General features: G+C 52.9%; 22 protein-coding genes and 2 pseudogenes. 15 read left to right on the top strand and 9 right to left on the bottom strand.

The features are described from left to right. Positions 1 to 157: 157 nt before the first annotated feature. A complete protein-coding gene (locus AP057_RS05055; protein WP_055358207.1) occupies positions 158 to 820 on the top strand; it encodes a TrkA family potassium uptake protein in 663 nt (220 codons plus the stop codon). A 72-nt stretch (positions 821 to 892) separates the two neighbouring features. Here AP057_RS05055 and rnjA read toward each other — a convergent pair whose 3' ends face one another. The 3 genes from rnjA to AP057_RS18020 form a co-directional block, all read right to left on the bottom strand. After that, a complete protein-coding gene (rnjA, locus tag AP057_RS05050) occupies positions 893 to 2,560 on the bottom strand; it encodes a ribonuclease J1 (RefSeq protein WP_033016220.1) in 1,668 nt (555 codons plus the stop codon). Further along, positions 2,557 to 2,772 carry a DNA-dependent RNA polymerase subunit epsilon gene (locus tag AP057_RS05045; protein WP_033008480.1) on the bottom strand — a complete coding sequence of 72 codons (216 nt, stop codon included), beginning with the start codon at positions 2,770 to 2,772 and terminating at the stop codon, positions 2,557 to 2,559. The genes rnjA and AP057_RS05045 overlap by 4 nt, the downstream gene beginning before the upstream one ends. Before the next feature lie 147 nt (positions 2,773 to 2,919). Then, the gene (locus tag AP057_RS18020; protein WP_255350129.1) at positions 2,920 to 3,054 is read right to left on the bottom strand and encodes a hypothetical protein; all 135 of its coding nucleotides are present in this window, start codon (positions 3,052 to 3,054) and stop codon (positions 2,920 to 2,922) included. Positions 3,055 to 3,237: 183 nt separating this feature from the next. On the opposite strand from AP057_RS18020, the gene AP057_RS05035 reads away from it, so the two are divergent. Beyond that, a complete protein-coding gene (locus AP057_RS05035) occupies positions 3,238 to 4,014 on the top strand; it encodes a Cof-type HAD-IIB family hydrolase (RefSeq protein WP_033016218.1) in 777 nt (258 codons plus the stop codon). Positions 4,015 to 4,070: 56 nt separating this feature from the next. On the opposite strand, the gene def is transcribed toward AP057_RS05035, so the two are convergent. Continuing rightward, positions 4,071 to 4,625 carry a peptide deformylase gene (gene def / locus AP057_RS05030; protein ID WP_033016217.1) on the bottom strand — a complete coding sequence of 185 codons (555 nt, stop codon included), beginning with the start codon at positions 4,623 to 4,625 and terminating at the stop codon, positions 4,071 to 4,073. Between the two features lie 529 nt (positions 4,626 to 5,154). Between def and pdhA the strand changes: the two genes are divergently transcribed. The 5 genes from pdhA to AP057_RS05005 all read left to right on the top strand — a co-directional run bounded on the left by pdhA (position 5,155) and on the right by AP057_RS05005 (position 10,399). After that, positions 5,155 to 6,264 (top strand): pyruvate dehydrogenase (acetyl-transferring) E1 component subunit alpha, encoded by a 1,110-nt coding sequence (gene pdhA / locus AP057_RS05025; protein ID WP_033016215.1) that lies wholly within the window; start codon positions 5,155 to 5,157, stop codon positions 6,262 to 6,264. A 3-nt stretch (positions 6,265 to 6,267) separates the two neighbouring features. Then, the gene (gene pdhB, locus AP057_RS05020) at positions 6,268 to 7,245 is read left to right on the top strand and encodes a pyruvate dehydrogenase complex E1 component subunit beta (protein ID WP_033016213.1); all 978 of its coding nucleotides are present in this window, start codon (positions 6,268 to 6,270) and stop codon (positions 7,243 to 7,245) included. A gap of 73 nt (positions 7,246 to 7,318) precedes the next feature. Next, on the top strand, positions 7,319 to 8,605 hold the full coding sequence (locus AP057_RS05015; RefSeq protein ID WP_033016211.1) for a dihydrolipoamide acetyltransferase family protein: 1,287 nt from the start codon (positions 7,319 to 7,321) through the stop codon (positions 8,603 to 8,605). 4 nt (positions 8,606 to 8,609) lie between these two features. Beyond that, positions 8,610 to 10,022: a dihydrolipoyl dehydrogenase gene (gene lpdA / locus AP057_RS05010; protein ID WP_055358206.1), complete on the top strand. Its 1,413-nt coding sequence runs from the start codon at positions 8,610 to 8,612 to the stop codon at positions 10,020 to 10,022. Between the two features lie 134 nt (positions 10,023 to 10,156). Next, positions 10,157 to 10,399, top strand: coding sequence for a hypothetical protein (locus AP057_RS05005; protein ID WP_049624556.1), 243 nt, complete (start codon positions 10,157 to 10,159; stop codon positions 10,397 to 10,399). Between the two features lie 65 nt (positions 10,400 to 10,464). Here the strand turns inward: AP057_RS05005 and AP057_RS18125 are convergent. After that, positions 10,465 to 10,890, bottom strand: a pseudogene (locus tag AP057_RS18125) (DUF1885 family protein). Positions 10,891 to 11,047: 157 nt separating this feature from the next. Between AP057_RS18125 and AP057_RS04995 the strand changes: the two are divergent. Further along, complete coding sequence (locus tag AP057_RS04995; protein WP_033008492.1) at positions 11,048 to 11,173, top strand: GapA-binding peptide SR1P; 126 nt, start codon at positions 11,048 to 11,050, stop codon at positions 11,171 to 11,173. Between the two features lie 111 nt (positions 11,174 to 11,284). On the opposite strand, the gene AP057_RS04990 is transcribed toward AP057_RS04995, so the two are convergent. Then, positions 11,285 to 12,757, bottom strand: a complete 1,473-nt coding sequence (locus AP057_RS04990) for an aminotransferase class I/II-fold pyridoxal phosphate-dependent enzyme (protein WP_055358205.1) — start codon at positions 12,755 to 12,757, stop codon at positions 11,285 to 11,287. Positions 12,758 to 12,986: 229 nt separating this feature from the next. Between AP057_RS04990 and AP057_RS04985 the strand changes: the two are divergent. The 4 genes and pseudogenes from AP057_RS04985 to AP057_RS04970 form a co-directional block, all read left to right on the top strand. Continuing rightward, positions 12,987 to 13,184: pseudogene (locus tag AP057_RS04985) on the top strand (nitronate monooxygenase); the annotation flags it as partial. A gap of 122 nt (positions 13,185 to 13,306) precedes the next feature. After that, positions 13,307 to 13,615 carry a UPF0223 family protein gene (locus tag AP057_RS04980; protein WP_033008499.1) on the top strand — a complete coding sequence of 103 codons (309 nt, stop codon included), beginning with the start codon at positions 13,307 to 13,309 and terminating at the stop codon, positions 13,613 to 13,615. An 87-nt stretch (positions 13,616 to 13,702) separates the two neighbouring features. Then, positions 13,703 to 13,918: a hypothetical protein gene (locus AP057_RS04975; RefSeq protein WP_171697956.1), complete on the top strand. Its 216-nt coding sequence runs from the start codon at positions 13,703 to 13,705 to the stop codon at positions 13,916 to 13,918. Between the two features lie 100 nt (positions 13,919 to 14,018). After that, on the top strand, positions 14,019 to 14,813 hold the full coding sequence (locus tag AP057_RS04970) for an inositol monophosphatase family protein (RefSeq protein WP_033016203.1): 795 nt from the start codon (positions 14,019 to 14,021) through the stop codon (positions 14,811 to 14,813). Positions 14,814 to 14,885: 72 nt separating this feature from the next. Here AP057_RS04970 and AP057_RS17270 read toward each other — a convergent pair whose 3' ends face one another. After that, the gene (locus AP057_RS17270) at positions 14,886 to 15,059 is read right to left on the bottom strand and encodes a DUF5325 family protein (RefSeq protein ID WP_160315647.1); all 174 of its coding nucleotides are present in this window, start codon (positions 15,057 to 15,059) and stop codon (positions 14,886 to 14,888) included. Positions 15,060 to 15,214: 155 nt separating this feature from the next. On the opposite strand from AP057_RS17270, the gene typA reads away from it, so the two are divergent. The 3 genes from typA (at position 15,215) to AP057_RS04955 (ending at position 17,783) form a co-directional block, all read left to right on the top strand. Beyond that, entirely contained in the window at positions 15,215 to 17,059 is a 1,845-nt protein-coding gene (gene typA / locus AP057_RS04965) for a translational GTPase TypA (protein WP_055358204.1), read from the top strand. A gap of 134 nt (positions 17,060 to 17,193) precedes the next feature. Beyond that, positions 17,194 to 17,502: a YlaH-like family protein gene (locus AP057_RS04960; RefSeq protein ID WP_033008502.1), complete on the top strand. Its 309-nt coding sequence runs from the start codon at positions 17,194 to 17,196 to the stop codon at positions 17,500 to 17,502. Next, positions 17,499 to 17,783: a hypothetical protein gene (locus AP057_RS04955; RefSeq protein WP_033008503.1), complete on the top strand. Its 285-nt coding sequence runs from the start codon at positions 17,499 to 17,501 to the stop codon at positions 17,781 to 17,783. Before AP057_RS04960 ends, AP057_RS04955 begins: the two co-directional genes overlap by 4 nt. Before the next feature lie 57 nt (positions 17,784 to 17,840). Here the strand turns inward: AP057_RS04955 and AP057_RS04950 are convergent, their stop codons facing one another. Next, positions 17,841 to 18,041: a YlaI family protein gene (locus AP057_RS04950; protein ID WP_033016199.1), complete on the bottom strand. Its 201-nt coding sequence runs from the start codon at positions 18,039 to 18,041 to the stop codon at positions 17,841 to 17,843. 215 nt (positions 18,042 to 18,256) lie between these two features. After that, the gene (locus AP057_RS04945; protein ID WP_033016198.1) at positions 18,257 to 18,853 is read right to left on the bottom strand and encodes a YhcN/YlaJ family sporulation lipoprotein; all 597 of its coding nucleotides are present in this window, start codon (positions 18,851 to 18,853) and stop codon (positions 18,257 to 18,259) included. Between the last annotated feature and the right edge of the window lie 58 nt (positions 18,854 to 18,911).

The raw sequence follows: 18,911 nt of genomic DNA, 5'->3' as shown, positions 1-18,911 counted from the left end.
GGGCTGTGTGCGCTGGCAGCCCGCTTTTGGGCGAAATGGCAAAATCGCATAGCGTAAAGGAATGGTGGAAAAGGAACGAAGAACGTTTTCGTTTCTTTTTCTTTTTTTGCTAAAATAAGGGGAGAAACAATGCTTGATCAACGATGGAGGAGTGTCAATGAAAAAGAAACAGTTTGCCGTCATCGGCCTCGGGCGCTTTGGCGGCAGCATCTGCCGGACGCTGAGCGAACAAGGGATGGAAGTATTGGCCATCGATATTGATGAAGACCGGGTAAACGAATTTGCGTCGATCGCTTCACACGCCGTCGTCGGCGACACGACCGATGAAAGCGTGCTGAAAAGTTTAGGCATCCGCAACTTCGACCATGTCATTGTCGCGATCGGCGACAACATCCAGGCGAGCATTTTGACGACCCTGATTTTAAAAGAGCTCGGCGTCAACCATATTACGGTCAAGGCAACGAACGATTACCATGAGAAAGTGCTGAAAAAAATCGGCGCTGACCAAATCGTGCATCCAGAACGGGACATGGGCGAGCGGATCGCCCACAACTTGATTTCCAACAACGTCCTAGATTATCTGGAGCTGTCGGACAAATACAGCATTGTCGAAATCGTGGCAAGCGAGCGGCTTGACGGCCATTCGCTTTTGGAGCTTGACATCCGCGCCCGCTATGGCATCAACATCGTCGCCATCAAGCGTGGAACAAGCGTCATCGTCTCCCCGCTCGCCTCGGAAATCATCCGCAAAGGCGACGTGTTGGTCGTCATCGGCGCTGACAGCGACATTGACCGGTTTGAGGAAAAAGTGGTCGGTTGACGGCTGGCAGGCGGCCTGTGCATGATGATGACGGAAAAAGGGCATCCTTTTGCAAGGACGCCCTTTTTTTCTTTAGATTTCCATGATGATCGGCAAAATCATTGGCCGCCGTTTCGTCCGCTCGTACAAGAACGGAGCGAGCGTTTCCGTAATTTCGTTTTTGATCTCCGACCATTGGTTCGTTTTCCGTTCCAGCACTTTTTCGAGATGCTTGGAGATCAACACTTGCGCTTCGCTGATTAAGTCACCTGACTCACGCATATAGACGAAGCCGCGAGAAATAATGTCCGGGCCGGCGGCGATTTTGAATTCTTTCATGTTGATGCTGACGACAACGATGACGAGTCCTTCCTCTGACAAAATGCGGCGGTCGCGCAAGACGATGTTGCCGATGTCGCCGACGCCGCTGCCGTCAATATAAACGGAGCCGGACGGAATTTTGCCGACGATGCGCGCCTCGTGTTCACTGATGCCGAGCACCTCGCCATTGTCCATAATAAAGCAGTTTTCCTCCGGCACGCCGCAGTCAATGGCGAGCTTGGCGTGCATTTTTTGCATCCGGTATTCGCCGTGGATCGGCATGAAATATTTTGGCTTCATGAGCCGGATCATCAGTTTTTGCTCTTCTTGCCCGCCGTGGCCGGACGTATGGATGTCGTTAAGCGGGCCGTGGATCACTTCCGCACCGGCTCTGCACAGCATGTTGATCGTCCGGTTGACGCTCACGGTGTTGCCCGGAATTGGCGATGAGGAGAAAACAACCGTGTCGCCTGGGATGATTTGAATTTGCCGGTGCGTGCCGTTGGCGATGCGCGACAACGCCGCCATCGGCTCGCCTTGGCTGCCGGTGCACAAAATCGTCACCCGATTGGCCGGCAGGCGGTTGATTTCGTTAGCGTCAACAAACGTGCCTTTTGGGCATTTGATGTAACCGAGTTCTTGGCCGATTTCAATCGCCGCTTCCATGCTGCGGCCGAAGACAGCGATTTTCCGGTTGTTGGCGACCGCCGCTTCGGTCACTTGTTGAAGCCGATGGATGTTGGACGCAAACGTTGCAAAAATAATCCGGCCGTTCACTTTGCGGAAAATGTCGTGGATGCTCTCGCCGACGCGCCGCTCGGACATCGTGAAATGCGGAATTTCACTGTTCGTGCTGTCCGAGAGCAAGCAAAGCACGCCTTCCTTCCCTATTTCTGCCATTTTTGTCAAATTTGCCGGTTCGCCGACCGGTGTAAAGTCGAATTTAAAGTCTCCTGTGTGGACGATTTGGCCAACCGGCGTTTTAACGACGATGCCGTAGCTGTCCGGAATGCTGTGCGTCGTCCGGAAAAAAGTGACCGCTGTTTTTTGGAAGCGAATGACATCCTCTTCGCGAATTTCAATGAGTTTTGCCTGACGCAGCAACCCGTGCTCTTCGAGTTTATTGCGGATGAGCCCGAGCGCCAGCTTGCCGCCGTAAATCGGGATGTTCACCTGCCGGAGCAAATACGGAATGCCGCCGATATGGTCTTCATGTCCATGGGTAATGAACAGCCCTTTCACTTTTTCCGCGTGCTTGACTAAATACGAATAGTCCGGGATGACGTAGTCGATGCCGAGCAATTCGTCTTCTGGAAACTTGATGCCCGCGTCAATCACAATAATTTCGTCTTGAAATTGTACGCCATATGTATTTTTCCCGATTTCACCCAGTCCGCCGAGGGCAAACACACCGACTTGCTGATCCGTTAATAGTTTCATGATGAGATCTCCAATACTTGAAAATTAGCGCTTTTCTTTTCGTACTCCAAATGCGCCCCCTCTAACGGCTGAATATACTCGATATTGATCGGACGGTTTTGCAGCTTTTGGCGTACTTCCCGCTCTGATTCTGCTTCAATGTAGAGCGTTTTCGTTTTTTCTCTCACGGGCACCTCTTCCGCGTTGTCTTGGTAAAACACTTTGAAAATCATGACCGAATCTCTCCTTATCGTACAATGATTGCTTTTCCATTATATAAAAATGCAACCCCGTTTTCATGTTTTTTGTCGTTCAAAAGCAAAAAAACAGGCGGGAGGTTTGCCGACGGTACGTATCATCTTTGACGGATTTTGGCCGTTTCATTCGCCAAAGTGGGAAAGAAGCCCTTCCGTCCGAAGGGCTGTTGTTGGAACAGTTAGGCGATCAATTTTTTCCGGAGCAAATCTTTCCACTGTTGAAGCAGCTTTTTTTTCAGCTTTTTCAACATTTTTCATCACTCCTTACTTTTTATTGTACTCAATTTGCGACGAAAGTAAATGTTTCTATTATATATGTTATGTAGGTAGAGGCTTGTTTTTCATGGGGAAAAATGGAACGAACCGTGCCTTTCGGTTGACATTCCAATTGTTTTTCAGTACGGTAAACAGTGAATACATTTTCGGCAAGGAGAAGAGAACGTGGGCAGAAAAATCGTGTTTTTCGACATTGACGGCACGTTGCTTGATGAACAAAAACAGCTGCCGCCATCAACCGTTGAGGCAGTCCGCCAGCTAAAACAGGCCGGCGTCTATGTCGCCATCGCCACCGGCCGGGCGCCGTTTATGTTTGCGGATGTACGCCGCCAGCTTGGGATCGACTCGTTCGTCAGCTTCAACGGGCAATACGTCGTTTTTGAAGGAACTGTCCTGCATAAGCGTCCGCTCCGCCGCGAGAAAGTGCGGACGTTGGCTGAGGACGCCCACCGCAACGGTCATCCGCTCGTCTTTATGGACGCGGAGGAAATGAGGGCGAGCGTCGGCGACCATCCGCACATTCATGTCAGCATGGGAAGCTTGAAGTTTTCCCACCCGCCTGTCGATCCCCTTTATTACGAAAACAATGACATTTACCAAGCGCTGCTGTTTTGCCGCGCCGCAGAAGAAGAACCGTACGTGCGCAATTATCCAGAATTCCGTTTTGTCCGTTGGCACGATGTGTCGACCGATGTGCTGCCGGCAGGGGGATCGAAAGCGGAGGGGATCCGCCTGATGATTGAGAAGCTCGGGATTGACAAAGGCGATGTGTATGCGTTCGGCGATGGGCTGAACGACATTGAAATGTTGTCGTTCGTCGGAACAGGAGTGGCGATGGGAAATGCCCATGAGGAAGTGAAACGAGTCGCCGATTTTGTAACGAAACCGGTCAGTGAAGAAGGCATATGGCACGGATTGAAACAATTGCAATTGATTCCATAAACAGCTGCCCCGCCGCTCATTCGGCGGGGCAGCTGTTTGGCATGGCCGGCCACGGTTCAGCGCCCGATCGGGATCGCTCCGTCTGGCACTTGGAACGGGTCGGCCGGATTGATGCGGTCATAAAACATAATGCCGTTTAAATGGTCGATTTCATGCTGGAAGACGATGGCCGGCAATCCTTTGAGGCGCAAGGTGACTTCCTCGCCGTCGAGCGTCGTGCCGGTGACCGTGATGCGGGCATAGCGCAGTACGTATCCGGGCACATCACGGTCGACCGACAGGCAGCCTTCCCCCGTCGTCAAATAACATTGCTGCACAGAGTGGCTGACGATTTTCGGATTGAACAAGGCATAGCTGTACAGCGTTCCGTTTTCATCAGTGACATGAACGGCAATCATCCGTTTGGAGACGTTGATTTGCGGAGCGGCGAGGCCGATGCCGGGCCGCAGGCCGTATTTGGCCGCCAGTTCCGGATCTTGGCTCATTTTCACATAGTCAAGCAAGCTTTGCAAAATGCGTTTGTCTTCCTCTGAAGGCGGCAGCGGAACGGGCTCAGCCACTTTCCGCAGCGTCGGATGCCCTTCTTTAATGATATCTTTCATGGTGATCATTCGCCTTTTCACTCCTGTCTCTCGCATCGCGGTCTACAGTGTTAGTCTAACAAAAATGCCTGTGCGCCGTAAATGAAAATGCGGCCGTCTGGAGATATTATCGGCGTATAAGGAATAAATTGGAAAATAAACTTAAGAAAGCGCTGTCAATAACATGAACGGACATTGCGTTTTGCATTTCCCGAAAAATATAATACAGAATTAATACAGTGTTGTTTCGATGTGGTATAACAGATGGTTTCAGGAATGTCCCTGATTCCAAATACAACCAGGAGACAAAAGGGAAAGCAACGGAAAATCAAAGTCGTTGACGGCGTGAAAAATAAAGTGTAAACTAAAACTTGAGAACAGACGCTGTGTTAATGAGGATATAAAAAATAGTAATACAGATGTCGGCGCCGTTTTCGGTTTCCGTTGCGCCAAGCGGCGGCTGCTTTTTATTTCTTCTTTACTTTTGGGTACATTAATAGTATATGGATGAAGACAGCCTGATTTCCAAATTTCTTGATGAAAGGCAGAGGTGAACAAGATGGGTGTAAAGACCTTCCAATTCCCATTTGCGGAGCAGCTCGAGAAAGTGGCCGAGCAGTTCCCGACATTTCAAATTTTGAATGAGGAAGGAGAAGTCGTCAATGAAGAGGCGATGCCGGAGCTGAGCGATGAGCAGCTGAAAGAGCTGATGCGTCGCATGGTGTATACGCGCATTCTTGACCAGCGCTCCATTTCGTTGAACCGCCAAGGGAGACTCGGGTTTTATGCGCCGACCGCCGGGCAGGAAGCGAGCCAAATTGCCAGCCATTTTGCATTGGAAAAAGAAGATTTTATTTTGCCGGGATACCGCGACGTTCCGCAAATCATTTGGCATGGGCTTCCGCTGTATCAGGCGTTTTTGTTCTCGCGCGGCCATTTCCATGGTAACCAAATTCCAGAAGGCGTAAACGTCCTGCCGCCGCAAATCATTATCGGCGCCCAATACATCCAAGCAGCTGGTGTGGCGCTCGGCTTGAAAATGCGGGGCAAAAAAGCAGTGGCGATTACATATACGGGCGACGGCGGCACGTCGCAAGGCGATTTCTACGAAGGGATCAACTTTGCGGGGGCGTTTAAGGCGCCGGCCATCTTTGTCGTGCAAAACAACCGCTTTGCCATCTCGACGCCGGTCGAAAAGCAAACCGTTGCCAAAACATTGGCGCAAAAAGCAGTCGCCGCCGGCATTCCGGGCATTCAAGTTGACGGCATGGACCCGCTTGCGGTCTACGCAGCGGTCAAAGCTGCTCGCGAGCGCGCCATTAACGGCGAAGGGCCGACGCTCATTGAAACGCTCTGCTTCCGCTATGGCCCGCATACGATGTCCGGTGACGATCCAACGCGCTATCGTTCGAAAGAGTTGGAAAACGAATGGGCGAAGAAAGACCCACTCGTGCGTTTCCGCAAGTTTTTAGAGGCGAAAGGCTTGTGGAGCGAAGAAGAAGAAAACAACGTTATTGAACAGGCAAAAGAAGAGATTAAAGAAGCGATCAAGAAAGCGGACGAAACGCCGAAGCAAAAAGTAACCGACTTGATCAGCATCATGTTTGAAGAGCTGCCGTTCAATTTGAAGGAGCAGTATGAAATTTACAAAGAGAAGGAGTCGAAGTAAGCCATGGCGCAAATGACAATGGTTCAGGCGATCACCGATGCGCTGCGTATCGAGTTGAAAAATGATCCGAACGTGCTCATTTTCGGGGAAGACGTTGGGGTCAACGGCGGCGTATTCCGGGCGACGGAAGGGCTGCAGGCCGAATTTGGCGAAGATCGCGTTTTTGACACGCCGCTCGCCGAATCAGGAATCGGCGGCTTGGCGATCGGTTTGGCGCTGCAAGGGTTTCGCCCGGTGCCGGAAATCCAGTTTTTCGGCTTCGTGTATGAAGTGATGGATTCGATTTGCGGGCAAATGGCGCGAATCCGCTATCGTACGGGCGGACGCTACCATATGCCGATTACGATCCGTTCTCCGTTTGGCGGCGGCGTCCATACGCCGGAGTTGCACTCAGACAGCTTGGAAGGGCTTGTCGCCCAACAGCCAGGCTTGAAGGTTGTCATTCCGTCGACGCCGTATGATGCGAAAGGGCTGCTCATCTCGGCGATTCGCGACAACGACCCGGTCATTTTCCTTGAACATTTGAAGCTGTACCGTTCGTTCCGTCAGGAAGTGCCGGAAGGGGAATACACGATTCCGATCGGCAAGGCGGACATTAAGCGGGAAGGAAAAGACATCACGATCATCGCGTACGGCGCCATGGTGCATGAATCGTTAAAAGCGGCGGCAGAATTAGAGAAGGAAGGCATTTCTGCCGAAGTCGTCGACTTGCGTACCGTGCAGCCGCTCGATATTGAAACGATCATCGGTTCGGTCGAAAAAACGGGCCGCGCCATTGTCGTTCAAGAAGCGCAACGGCAGGCTGGCATCGCCGCCAACGTCGTGGCGGAGATTAACGAACGCGCCATCTTAAGCCTTGAGGCGCCGGTGTTGCGCGTGGCCGCTCCGGACACGGTCTATCCGTTTGCTCAGGCGGAATCGGTATGGCTGCCAAACTTTAAAGATGTAATCGAAACGGCGAAAAAAGTGATGAACTTCTAACAGCGGACAAACTCGGGGGAGCGGAACGCCTTCCCCCGCCCATTTTCGGCAAACGATAGGAGGTAGACAGACAGTGGCTTTTGAATTTAAGCTGCCGGACATTGGCGAAGGCATCCACGAAGGTGAAATTGTCAAATGGTTTGTGAAACCGGGCGATGAAGTGAACGAAGACGATGTATTGTGCGAAGTGCAAAATGACAAGGCGGTTGTCGAAATTCCCTCCCCGGTCAAAGGGAAAGTGCTTGAAATCCTCGTCCCGGAGGGAACAGTGGCAACGGTCGGGCAAACGCTCATCACGCTCGATGCGCCGGGTTATGAAAACATGACGTTTAAAGGACAAGAGCAAGAAGAAGCGAAAAAAGAGGAAAAAACGGAAACGGTGTCGAAAGAGGAAAAGGTTGACGCTGTCGCTCCCAATGCACCGGCAGCTGAAGCGGAGGCTGGCCCGAACCGCCGCGTCATCGCCATGCCGTCCGTGCGCAAGTATGCGCGCGAAAAAGGCGTCGATATTCGGCTTGTCCAAGGAACGGGCAAAAACGGCCGCGTCCTGAAAGAAGATATTGACGCTTTCCTTGCCGGCGGCGCAAAACCGGCACCGGCCGCAGCGGAGGAAAAAGCGGCGCCGGCCGCAGCGAAACCGGCGACGACAGAAGGCGAATTCCCGGAAACGCGCGAGAAAATGAGCGGCATCCGTCGGGCGATTGCCAAAGCGATGGTGCATTCCAAACATACCGCTCCGCACGTGACGCTGATGGACGAAGCCGATGTGACGAAGCTTGTTGCTCACCGAAAAAAATTCAAGGCTATTGCCGCGGAAAAAGGCATCAAGCTGACGTTTTTGCCGTACGTCGTCAAAGCGCTCGTTTCCGCGCTGCGTGAATACCCAGTGTTGAATACGTCCATTGATGATGAGACGGAAGAAATCATCCAGAAGCATTATTACAATATCGGCATCGCCGCTGATACGGACCGCGGCTTGCTTGTGCCGGTCATTAAACATGCCGATCGCAAGCCGATTTTCGCCTTGGCGCAAGAAATCAATGAGCTCGCCGAGAAAGCGCGCGACGGCAAACTGACGCCGGGAGAAATGAAAGGCGCTTCATGCACGATTACAAACATCGGTTCGGCTGGCGGGCAATGGTTTACCCCGGTCATCAACCATCCGGAAGTGGCGATTCTTGGCATCGGCCGCATTGCGGAAAAGCCGATCGTCCGTGACGGTGAAATTGTCGCTGCCCCGATGCTGGCGCTCTCGCTTAGCTTTGACCACCGGATGATCGACGGGGCGACAGCGCAAAAAGCGCTCAACCATATCAAACGGCTGTTGAGTGACCCGGAATTATTACTAATGGAGGCGTAAAACGATGGTAGTTGGCGATTTTGCAATTGAAACGGAAACGCTTGTCGTCGGCGCCGGTCCTGGCGGGTATGTCGCCGCCATCCGCGCCGCGCAGCTCGGACAAAAAGTGACGATTGTGGAAAAGGGCAATTTAGGCGGCGTCTGCTTAAATGTTGGCTGCATCCCGTCAAAGGCGCTGATCTCCGCAAGCCATCGCTATGAGCAGGCGAAGCATTCCGAAGAAATGGGCATTAAGGCGGAGAACGTCACCATCGATTTTGCCAAAGTGCAAGAATGGAAAGCAAGCGTCGTGAAAAAATTAACGGGCGGCGTCGAAGGGCTGTTAAAAGGAAACAAAGTAGAGATCGTCAAAGGGGAAGCGTATTTTGTCGACGCCAATACGGTGCGTGTCGTCAACGGCGACAGCGCGCAGACGTATACGTTCAAAAACGCGATTATCGCCACCGGCTCGCGCCCGATCGAGCTCCCGAACTTCAAGTTTTCCGGCCGCATTCTCGATTCGACCGGTGCGCTCAACCTCGGGGAAATCCCGAAATCGCTCGTTGTCATCGGCGGCGGCTATATTGGCATCGAACTCGGTACGGCTTACGCCAATTTTGGTGCGAAAGTGACGATTCTTGAAGGGGCCGGTGAGATTTTATCCGGCTTTGAAAAGCAAATGGTGTCCATCATTAAGCGCCGTCTGAAGAACAAAGGGGTCGAAGTTGTGACGAATGCGCTCGCAAAAGGAGCCGAAGAGCGTGCAGACGGCGTGACGGTCACGTATGAGGCGAACGGCGAAACGAAAACGATCGACGCCGACTATGTGTTGGTGACGGTCGGCCGCCGACCGAATACAGATGAACTTGGTCTTGAACAAATCGGCATCAAAATGACGAACCGCGGCTTGATTGAAGTGGACCAACAATGCCGGACAAGCGTGCCGAACATTTTCGCCATCGGCGACATCGTTCCAGGCCCGGCGCTTGCTCATAAAGCGTCGTATGAAGGGAAAGTGGCGGCGGAAGCCATCGCCGGCCATCCGTCGGTAGTGGATTACATCGCCCTTCCGGCTGTGGTCTTCTCCGATCCGGAATGCGCCTCGGTCGGCTACTTTGAACAACAGGCGAAAGAGGAAGGCATCGACGTCATTACGGCGAAATTCCCGTTTGCCGCCAACGGCCGCGCTCTGTCACTCAACGATACGGACGGTTTCCTGAAGCTTGTCGTCCGCAAAGAAGACGGCGTCGTCATTGGTGCGCAAATCATCGGTCCAAATGCTTCTGACATGATCGCCGAGCTTGGGCTCGCCATTGAAGCCGGCATGACGGCGGAAGACATCGCTTTGACGATCCATGCCCATCCGACGCTTGGCGAAATCGCCATGGAAGCGGCGGAAGTGGCGCTTGGCACACCGATTCATATCATTACGAAGTAACTGTGAAACGACCGGGCTTGGCCCGGTCGTTTTTCTTATCATGCGGGAATGACGCATTTCTTGTCCTGTTTTTCATACTATTTTCCGCTTTCGTTTCATATCGTTATGGTAAAGAAAAGCGGGAGATGGAAATGATGAAAGCGTATGTCGCCTTTTTGCTGCAAATGATGATTTGGAGCAGTTTTTCCTTGATCGAGTGGCTGTCGGGGCGGGACCGGCCGTTTTTCCGCGGCTTGATGTTGTGCGTCTTCATGTACATAGCGTTTTTACTGGCGCGCCAGCTCGGCTTGGCGACGCGCAAAGCGCTCCTTACAACAGCTGCCACGGCGGCGGTGTATTTTACCGGCCAGCATTTCATATGGCAATATATTCCATGATCTGCCCCTTGGGTGCGGAAGCGGCGCAGTTCGGCGAACAAAAAACAGCGGTCCCATGCCGCTGTTTACGCGCGGCCGAACGACATCGTCCGGCCGCTGAATAAACGCAGTTCGCCGCCAAGCGTTTTGGCCATCCATTTGCTGAATTCGTTTGCTTTTCCTTTGTCCCCGTGCGTTGCTCCCGGCGCCAATGCCAGCTCAATCCTTGTTTCTTCTCCGGTTGTCCGCACGGCAATGGCCATCCCTTTGTATAAGCGGCCGTCGCCTTGCAAATAAAGAACGTGGTCGCGTTCATGCACCGTGTATGGAAAGGCTGCCTGCTCGTACGCCCATCCAAGCTACTCCCCCGTTTTGCGCAGCGCGGCTCGGTAACGTTCGAGCAACTGTTTGATTTCCTCGATGCTGATCGATTTTCCCCTCCCCGGCAGCTTTAGGCTTGCATTCAACGCCCTTCTCTCCTTTCGCCATCTTTTTGTCTCTCTCGTCTTCATTGTACCATGTTTTTCCGGACTGCGGTGAAAAAGTTTGGTGTCATAAAAGAGCCGTCATAATCCGAAATGTGACATACAAATTTAGATTTACAATCTAAATATGATATATTATTATAAAACCAACAACAACATTTATCATCATAAAGGGGGTTTGGGGATGGGCACGATCGTATGCCAAACGTGTGAAGCGACAATTGCGTATTTTGAAGATGAAAAAGTGACAACGCTTTACGGGAAATGCGATTGCTGCGGTCATGACCGCGAGGACGGAGAAAAAGAATAAGGCGGGCAAACAAACGGGGGAAGGAACGGATAGGCGCGCATGTGGGGCAAAGCACATGCGCGCCGTTGATTTTGGCCCAAAAAAACAAGCCGGGAAAACCGGCTTGTGCATTCAACGAATCGGCTTATATTCTTTGATGACGCGCAACGTCTGCAGCGTATCGTCCTCAGGGCCTTGCACCGGCAGGCCGGCGGCCAAGTTTGTCTCGATATACTTCAAATTTTCCTCCGTAATGATTTCACCGGGAATAAAAATCGGGATGCCCGGCGGATACACCATCACAAATTCCGCGATGATCCGTCCGGCTGACTCGTGAAACGGCACGACTTCTGTTTCTGCATAAAAGGCGTCGCGCGGCGTCAAGGCTAAGGCCGGGATATCCGGAAGCAGCACTTTCGGTTTGACTCCTTTTTCCGCCTGATGGCTGAACTCGTCCGACAGGCGGCGGAGGGCCGAAACGAGCAGCCCGGCTTCCCGCTCGCTGTCGCCTGGAGTGATGAGGCACAAAATGTTATACAAATCCGAAAGCTCCACTTCGATGTTATACGTTTCGCGGAGCCATTGTTCGACATCATGGCCGGTCAAGCCGAGCTCCTTGACGGAGATGATCAGCTTCGTTGGATCGTAGTCGTACGTCGCTTCCGTGCCTAAAATTTCTTCACCGACGCAGTACAAATATGGAATTTCGTTGATTTGCCGCCGTGTCCATTCCGCGAGGCGGATCGCCTTGTCAATGAGCTCCCGCCCTTTCGTCGCCAGCTGTTTGCGGGCGACATCGAGCGAAGCGAGCAACAAATACGACGTCGACGTCGTCGTCAACATGCTTAAGATCGCTTGCACGTGCTTCGCGGAGACGAGCCCTTCGCGCACATTTAAAATCGAGCTTTGCGTCAGCGATCCGCCGAGCTTATGGACGCTTGTCGCCGCCATATCGGCCCCGGCTTGCATCGCGGAGAGCGGCAAGTCCTCATGAAAATGAATGTGAACGCCGTGCGCTTCGTCGACAAGCACCGGAACGTTGTACGAGTGGGCGATCTCGACGATTTTTTTCAAATCGCCGGCAATGCCAAAATACGTCGGGTTGATGACGAGCACCCCTTTGGCATCCGGGTGTTGGTGGAGCGCTTTTTCCACTGCCTGTGGCGTAATGCCGTGGGAAATACCGAGCTCCTTGTCAATTTCCGGATGGATGAAAATCGGCGTCGCCCCAGAAAAGACGATTGCAGACATGACCGATTTATGGACGTTGCGCGGCACAATAATTTTATCGCCCGGTCCGGCGACCGACATGACCATCGTCATGATCGCCCCGCTCGTCCCTTGCACTGAGAAAAACGTGTAATCGGCGCCGAACGCTTCGGCGGCGAGCTCCTGTGCACGTTTGATCATCCCTTTCGGATGATGCAAATCGTCGAGCGGACTGATGTTGATTAAATCGATCGCCAAGGCGTTTTCTCCGATGAAGGAGCGAAACTCCGGATCCATGCCGGCCCCTTTTTTATGGCCGGGGATGTGAAATTGAACCGGATTTTTTTTCATATGCTCCAACAGTCCGGTAAACAATGGTGTTTCGAGTTGTGACAATGGTTCCCCACACCTCTTTACCTTAAAAATAAAACAAATGCATTATAGCATTTATTTGTTCGTTTGCAAAGAAGAAAAGAATGTTGCACCAAAAAAGGAGAATGGCGATCAAAACAAGAAGTAAAAGAAGGATAACATCAAAAAGGGGAATGAATCGATGGAATGGAACACGAGAGTGACCGAGTTGCTCGGCATTACATATCCAATCATTCAAGGGGGATGAGCCTATCTGACGTACGCCGACTTGGACGCCGCCGTCTCCAACGCCGGCGGGCTCGGCCAAATTACGGCGATGTCGCTTGAAAGCCCGGAGCGCTTGCGCGAGGAAATCCGCAAAGTGAAAGAAAAGACGGACTGGCCGTTTGGAGTTAATTTTGCCATCGGCCAGCACGGCCGCCCGTTCGCTCATATGCTTGAGGCTCGCTTGGGCCGGACAGGCGATTGGGCTCATTCACGACATTCCGTAGGTCGCTGAACTGTTTGCCCGCATGATCGGCGAGGCGGAACAAATTCGGCGCCGTTGGGCAAACTAACAGCGGAGGTGAAACAATGGGCTATTCGTACCCGTTTTCGTATGATTGGTCGACGCAAGAAATCATCGATGTCATTAAATTTTTTACGGCGGTCGAAACGGCGTATGAGCGGGGGATGAAACGCGAAGAATTAATGGAGATATACCGCCGTTTCAAAGAGATCGTCCCGTCCAAAAGCGAGGAAAACCGGTTGTACGCCGAGTTTGAAAAGGAAAGCGGCTATTCATCGTACGCGGTCATCAAGCAGGTGAAAGAGGCAAAAAACGGCGACTGGATTCACATCGGGCCAAGCGGGCGAAACGCGGTAGGTAAACGCACAAATTAGTTGCATACACCCCTTTTTCCACATAATATTAAAATATAAAACAAAACGAAGCAGTACATTCCGTGAGGGGCGCCGGAAGTTTAGCTGATGATCGAGAAAGGGGTGCGGACGAAGATGAAAAAAACCGCCAATTCGCTGAAACGGCCAGACGGAGACAAACGCATGGCGGTGTTGCGGCTCGAACTTGATTATGAATTGGCGACGCTGTATGAAGCCATGATGGAAAACGATGAAGAAAAGAAAAGAGAATGCAAACGGCGGCTTGAAAAGCTGCGCCAAGAACTGATGCGCCTTCAAGTATGACCATTTTTAAGGCGAACCATCTTTGCGGTTCGTTTTTTTCTTGAGCGGTGCCCACCCCTTTCCGGCTGCTGCGTACATAATAAAAGCGGGAGGAATAGACATGGAAGGAAAATGGGAAGAGATCGACCAGTATGCCCGGCAATGGATTGCAGAAGCGGGACAGCGCATCCGCGCCTCGTTTGCGGAGCCGCTGACTGTGGAAACGAAGGAAAACCGCAACGACTTGGTGACGAACGTCGACCGCGGCATTGAGCAGTTTTTCGCCGAGCACATCCGCCGCCAATTTCCCGGCCATCGCCTGTTGGGCGAAGAAGGGTTCGGCGATGAGCTGGCCGCATTGGACGGCGTTGTATGGGTCATTGACCCGATTGACGGAACGATGAACTTTGTCCATCAGCGGCGCCACTTTGCCGTGTCGGTCGGCATTTTCGAAGATGGCGTCGGCCAGCTTGGCTATGTGTATGACGTTGTCTTTGACGAGCTGTATACCGCGCAAAAAGGGAAGGGGCTGTTTTTGAACGGCGAGCCGCTCGGCCGCTTGCAGCCGGCACCGGTGGCGGAATCGATCATCGCCATTAATGGCACATGGCTCATGGAAAATAAACGTCTCGACCATCGTCCACTCGTGAGGCTGGCCAAAGATGCGCGCGGCACGCGTTCGTACGGGTCGGCGGCGCTCGAGCTCGCCTATGTCGCAGCCGGCCGCTTGGACGCCTACATTTCGCCGCGCCTGTCGCCGTGGGATTTTGCCGGCGGGATGATTTTAATTGAAGAGGCGGGTGGAATCATGACGAACCTCGACGGAAAGCCGATCGATCTGCTCAACCGCAGCTCTGTGCTTGCCGCCAAGCCGGGCGTGCATGAGGAAATTTTGTATCGCTACCTTCGGGGCTGACGAGAAGGAGGCTGCGGCAAGAAAAGGGGCTGATCCAAAATGCGAGTGCGTTTTCGGATCAGTCCCGTTTTTTTATTCGCGCATCCGCTTTTTGCGAACGAACCCGGCGCCCATAATGGTGATAAACGTGAGCGTCGAGACGGCGATGCCGGTTGCGCTTTGCCTAGCGATGAAAACGCCGATCGCCATGACGGCGGCGACAGCGAGGATGGCGAGTAGCAGCGGCACAGGTTCGATGCGTTTCATCCGCTTGACTCCTTTCTCGGAAAATGAGGCGTCTTTTTCTAGTGTACCGGAAAATACGGCTCTTCACCAAACGTTATGTTGCATCTATATATGCTTGATTTTCTATGTTTTGTGATATAATAGACGAGCAGCTTGTCTAACAGGAGTGACCAACATTGACCAAGAAACGAATGGATCTTCGCAATATTGCGATTATCGCCCACGTCGACCATGGAAAAACGACGCTCGTCGACCAACTGCTCCGGCAGTCGGGGACATTCCGCGAAAACGAACAAGTCGAGGAGCGGGCGCTTGATCGCAACGATTTGGAGCGTGAGCGCGGCATTACGATTTTAGCCAAAAATACTGCTGTGTTGTATAAAGGGACGCGCATCAACATTTTGGATACACCGGGGCACGCCGATTTCGGCGGGGAAGTGGAGCGGATCATGCGCCTTGTTGACGGCGTCTTGCTTGTCGTCGATGCGTACGAAGGCTGCATGCCGCAAACGCGGTTTGTGCTCAAAAAAGCGCTTGAGCAGCAGCTTGTGCCGATTGTCGTCGTCAACAAAATCGACCGCGAGTTTGCCCGTCCGGTGGAAGTCGTCGATGAAGTGATCGACTTGTTTATTGAACTCGGCGCTTCGGAGGAGCAGCTTGAGTTTCCGGTCGTGTACACATCGGCGCTGCGCGGAACATCAAGCCTTGACCCGGACCGGCAAGGCGGGGACATGACCGCCTTGTTTGAGACGATCATCGAGCATATTCCGGCGCCGGCGGACAATCGCGATGAACCGTTGCAATTCCAGGTGGCCCTGCTCGATTATAACGAATACGTGGGCCGCATCGGCATCGGGCGCATTTTCCGCGGCACGATGAAAACCGGCCAGCAAGTCGCCTTATTGAAGCGCGACGGCACCGTGAGACAGTTCCGCGTCACAAAGTTGTTCGGCTTTATTGGCTTAAAGCGGATCGAGATTGAAGAAGCCCACGCCGGCGACATCGTGGCTGTTGCGGGAATGGAAGACATTAACGTCGGCGAGACCGTTTGTCCGCCGGACCGCCAGGAACCGTTGCCGCCGCTTCATATTGATGAGCCGACGCTGAAAATGACCTTTCTTGTCAACAACAGCCCGTTTGCCGGGCGCGAAGGCAAATATGTGACGGCACGGAAGTTGGAAGAGCGGCTGCTCACCCAGCTTGAGACCGATGTCAGCCTGCGCGTCGAGCCGACCGATTCGCCGGATGCATGGATCGTTTCCGGACGCGGCGAGCTTCATTTAGCCATTCTAATTGAAAGCATGCGCCGAGAAGGGTATGAACTGCAAGTATCGAAGCCGGAAGTCATTGTCAAAGAGATCGATGGCGTTTTGTGCGAACCGATTGAACGAGTCGTGATCGACGTTCCGGAAGAGTATACCGGCGCCGTTATGGAATCGCTTGGCAGCCGCAAAGGCGAACTCGCCGATATGGTGCATGGAGACAACGGACAAGTGCGTCTCGTCTTTCTTGTGCCGTCGCGCGGGTTGATCGGCTATCGAAGCGAATTTATGTCGCTGACGCGTGGGTATGGCATTTTAAACCATTCATTTGACCATTACGCTCCCATGCAGCCTGGCGCGATCGGAGGCCGCCGCCAAGGGGTGCTCGTCTCGATGGAAACCGGCAAGGCGACAGCGTACAGCATTATGCAGCTTGAGGACCGCGGCACGATTTTTGTCGAGCCGGGCACAGAAGTGTACGAAGGAATGATCGTCGGCGAGCACAACCGGGAAAACGACCTTGTCGTCAACATTTGCCGCGAGAAGCATGTTACGAATGTGCGCTCATCGACGAAAGAGCAGACGGTGACGATGAAAAAGCCGCGCCTGCTGACGTTGGAAGAGGCGCTTGAGTATTTGAACGACGATGAATATTGCGAAGTGACGCCGGTTTCCATTCGTTTGCGCAAAAAAATCTTAAGCAAAAGCGAGCGCGAAAAAGCGGAGAAGAGAAAGAAAGCGGCGCAACAGGCAAAATAGAAGCGGCATGCCTTTGGCTAACCGGGAAAGCCCTGGATGCGCCGGCGTGTGCATGCTTCTGCCGCGCGGCGCTTGAGAGGAAACAAAACAAGGCTGCGTTTTGGCGGGCATTCGGGTGGACGGGAGGGAACAATATGAACGTGCTGGAACGGCTGACGTTTTTCGCCTCTCTTTATGACGTTGACGGCAATCCCGAGCGCGGCATGTGGCTGCTGTACGCCACGGTTTTGCTGCTGGCGGCGCTTGTTTACCGTCTCGGTTTTGCCCGCCGGCTGCCGCTGTTGAAAAGCGCCGTCATTTACGTCTTGCTGGCGCTCGGCTGCACAGTGTTAACGTTTTTCGCTGTTTTTTTGCCTGTGGCGGAAGGATTGGCGGTCGCCGCGCTCGTATTGCTCATTTATAAAATCCGCCTCAGGCAGGCGAAAGAGGGAGAAAAGCCATGAAATCGGTGCAAGACGCTCTTTACAACTGGCTGACAATCGAAATTGTCGCCGCCGCCCGCCCGCACGATGAGGCGGCGCGCGACACGGCGTCGTTTTTTCTGGCTATCTTGGAAAACAACTTCGGCGTGACGGCGGTGAAGGCCGCCAAAGACGAAGCGAGCGGGCGGTACGTTGTTGAATATAGGTGCGGCGGGGAAACAAAGACGGCTCATTTCCCTGTGGAGCTGGCGGAAGCGATATGGCGGCAGATCGAAGCCGAGCCTGAGAAGTACGGATCATAAAGAAAAAGAAGCAAAACCGGCACTGGAAAGCGGCCGCTTCTCAGTGCCGGTTTTTGGTTACCAATCCTCATCGGTGCGGTTGCCGCGATAGAAGCGGAATTTTCCTGTCGCCAGCCGCATCCGTGTTTTTTCCGCAATGCGGTCATGACATTGACGGCACATGTACGTATGGATCGGACGGTTGCGAAGCCGTTTGGCGAGCGGCGATTCATCGTCGATCGTGTCAATTTGTTCGCAAAGCACGCATTTGATTCTCATGGTTCACCTCAACAACTATATCAATGCACGTTGAAGCTTTAACGTTTTTTATTTTTCGACTGGCGGGCGGCCGAACAACACCGCCTTCTAGACAAATTGGTTTGTCCGGAAGGCGGCTCGTTGTTCGGTTCTCTGTCACGCTAAAGCTTCTCCGGCTGTCATTAAGATCGAAAATGCCCCTCCCGATCCATTATACCACAGCGCAGCAGAATCGTTTAGCGGTTTAAGTGGTGGTTGGACTGCTTTTCTTGATGTTCGTTCAACTGCCGTTCCTCTTGGTTGTTCAACTGCCCGTCGTTTTCTTCGGTCGGATTTGGCGTCGTTTCAAACAGGTCGCTTGGCACTTCCGGCATCACCCGTCCAACGATGTCGGCGATTTCGTTCATGAATGCCTGCACAGGCCGCCCCTCATCAATTTGCCGGCCGATGTTGCGCACGCGCGTGTAAAGGTCCGGATCGGCGATAATAATTGCGTTGGCGCCGTACGGGTCTTTTTGTAGCGCTTCTGCAACGGAATATTTGATCGTGCCGACGCGTGAGGCGTCGACATTGGCGCCGACGTCAATGCCGACGATGGCGTACTTGCCCACAACGATCGCGGTAGCATCGTGAACGTTCGGCACACGGTTCGCGATCTCCGCAATCCGGCGGGCGATCTCCTGGCCCGATTTATTTTCTACCTGCTCATCAACCGTATTTCTGACGCGCACAAGCGAACGGTCCCCATCGTTTGCTTCATTGCTGTTTCCAACATTGCATCCGCCTAAAAGAAGAAGGGAGAAGGCGGCCAGCCATCCGAGTGTTTTCTTCATCTTTGTCCACCTCTGCTTTTTTGACTTTATTTTGCAAAAATCCTTCTATCTTTATACA

It is taken from the genome of Geobacillus sp. Sah69, from assembly GCF_001414205.1.
GTDB classification, from domain to species: Bacteria; Bacillota; Bacilli; order Bacillales; family Anoxybacillaceae; genus Geobacillus; species Geobacillus stearothermophilus.
Note: the sequence above shows the minus strand (reverse complement) of the source record. Positions and strands in the feature narration are given on the sequence as shown.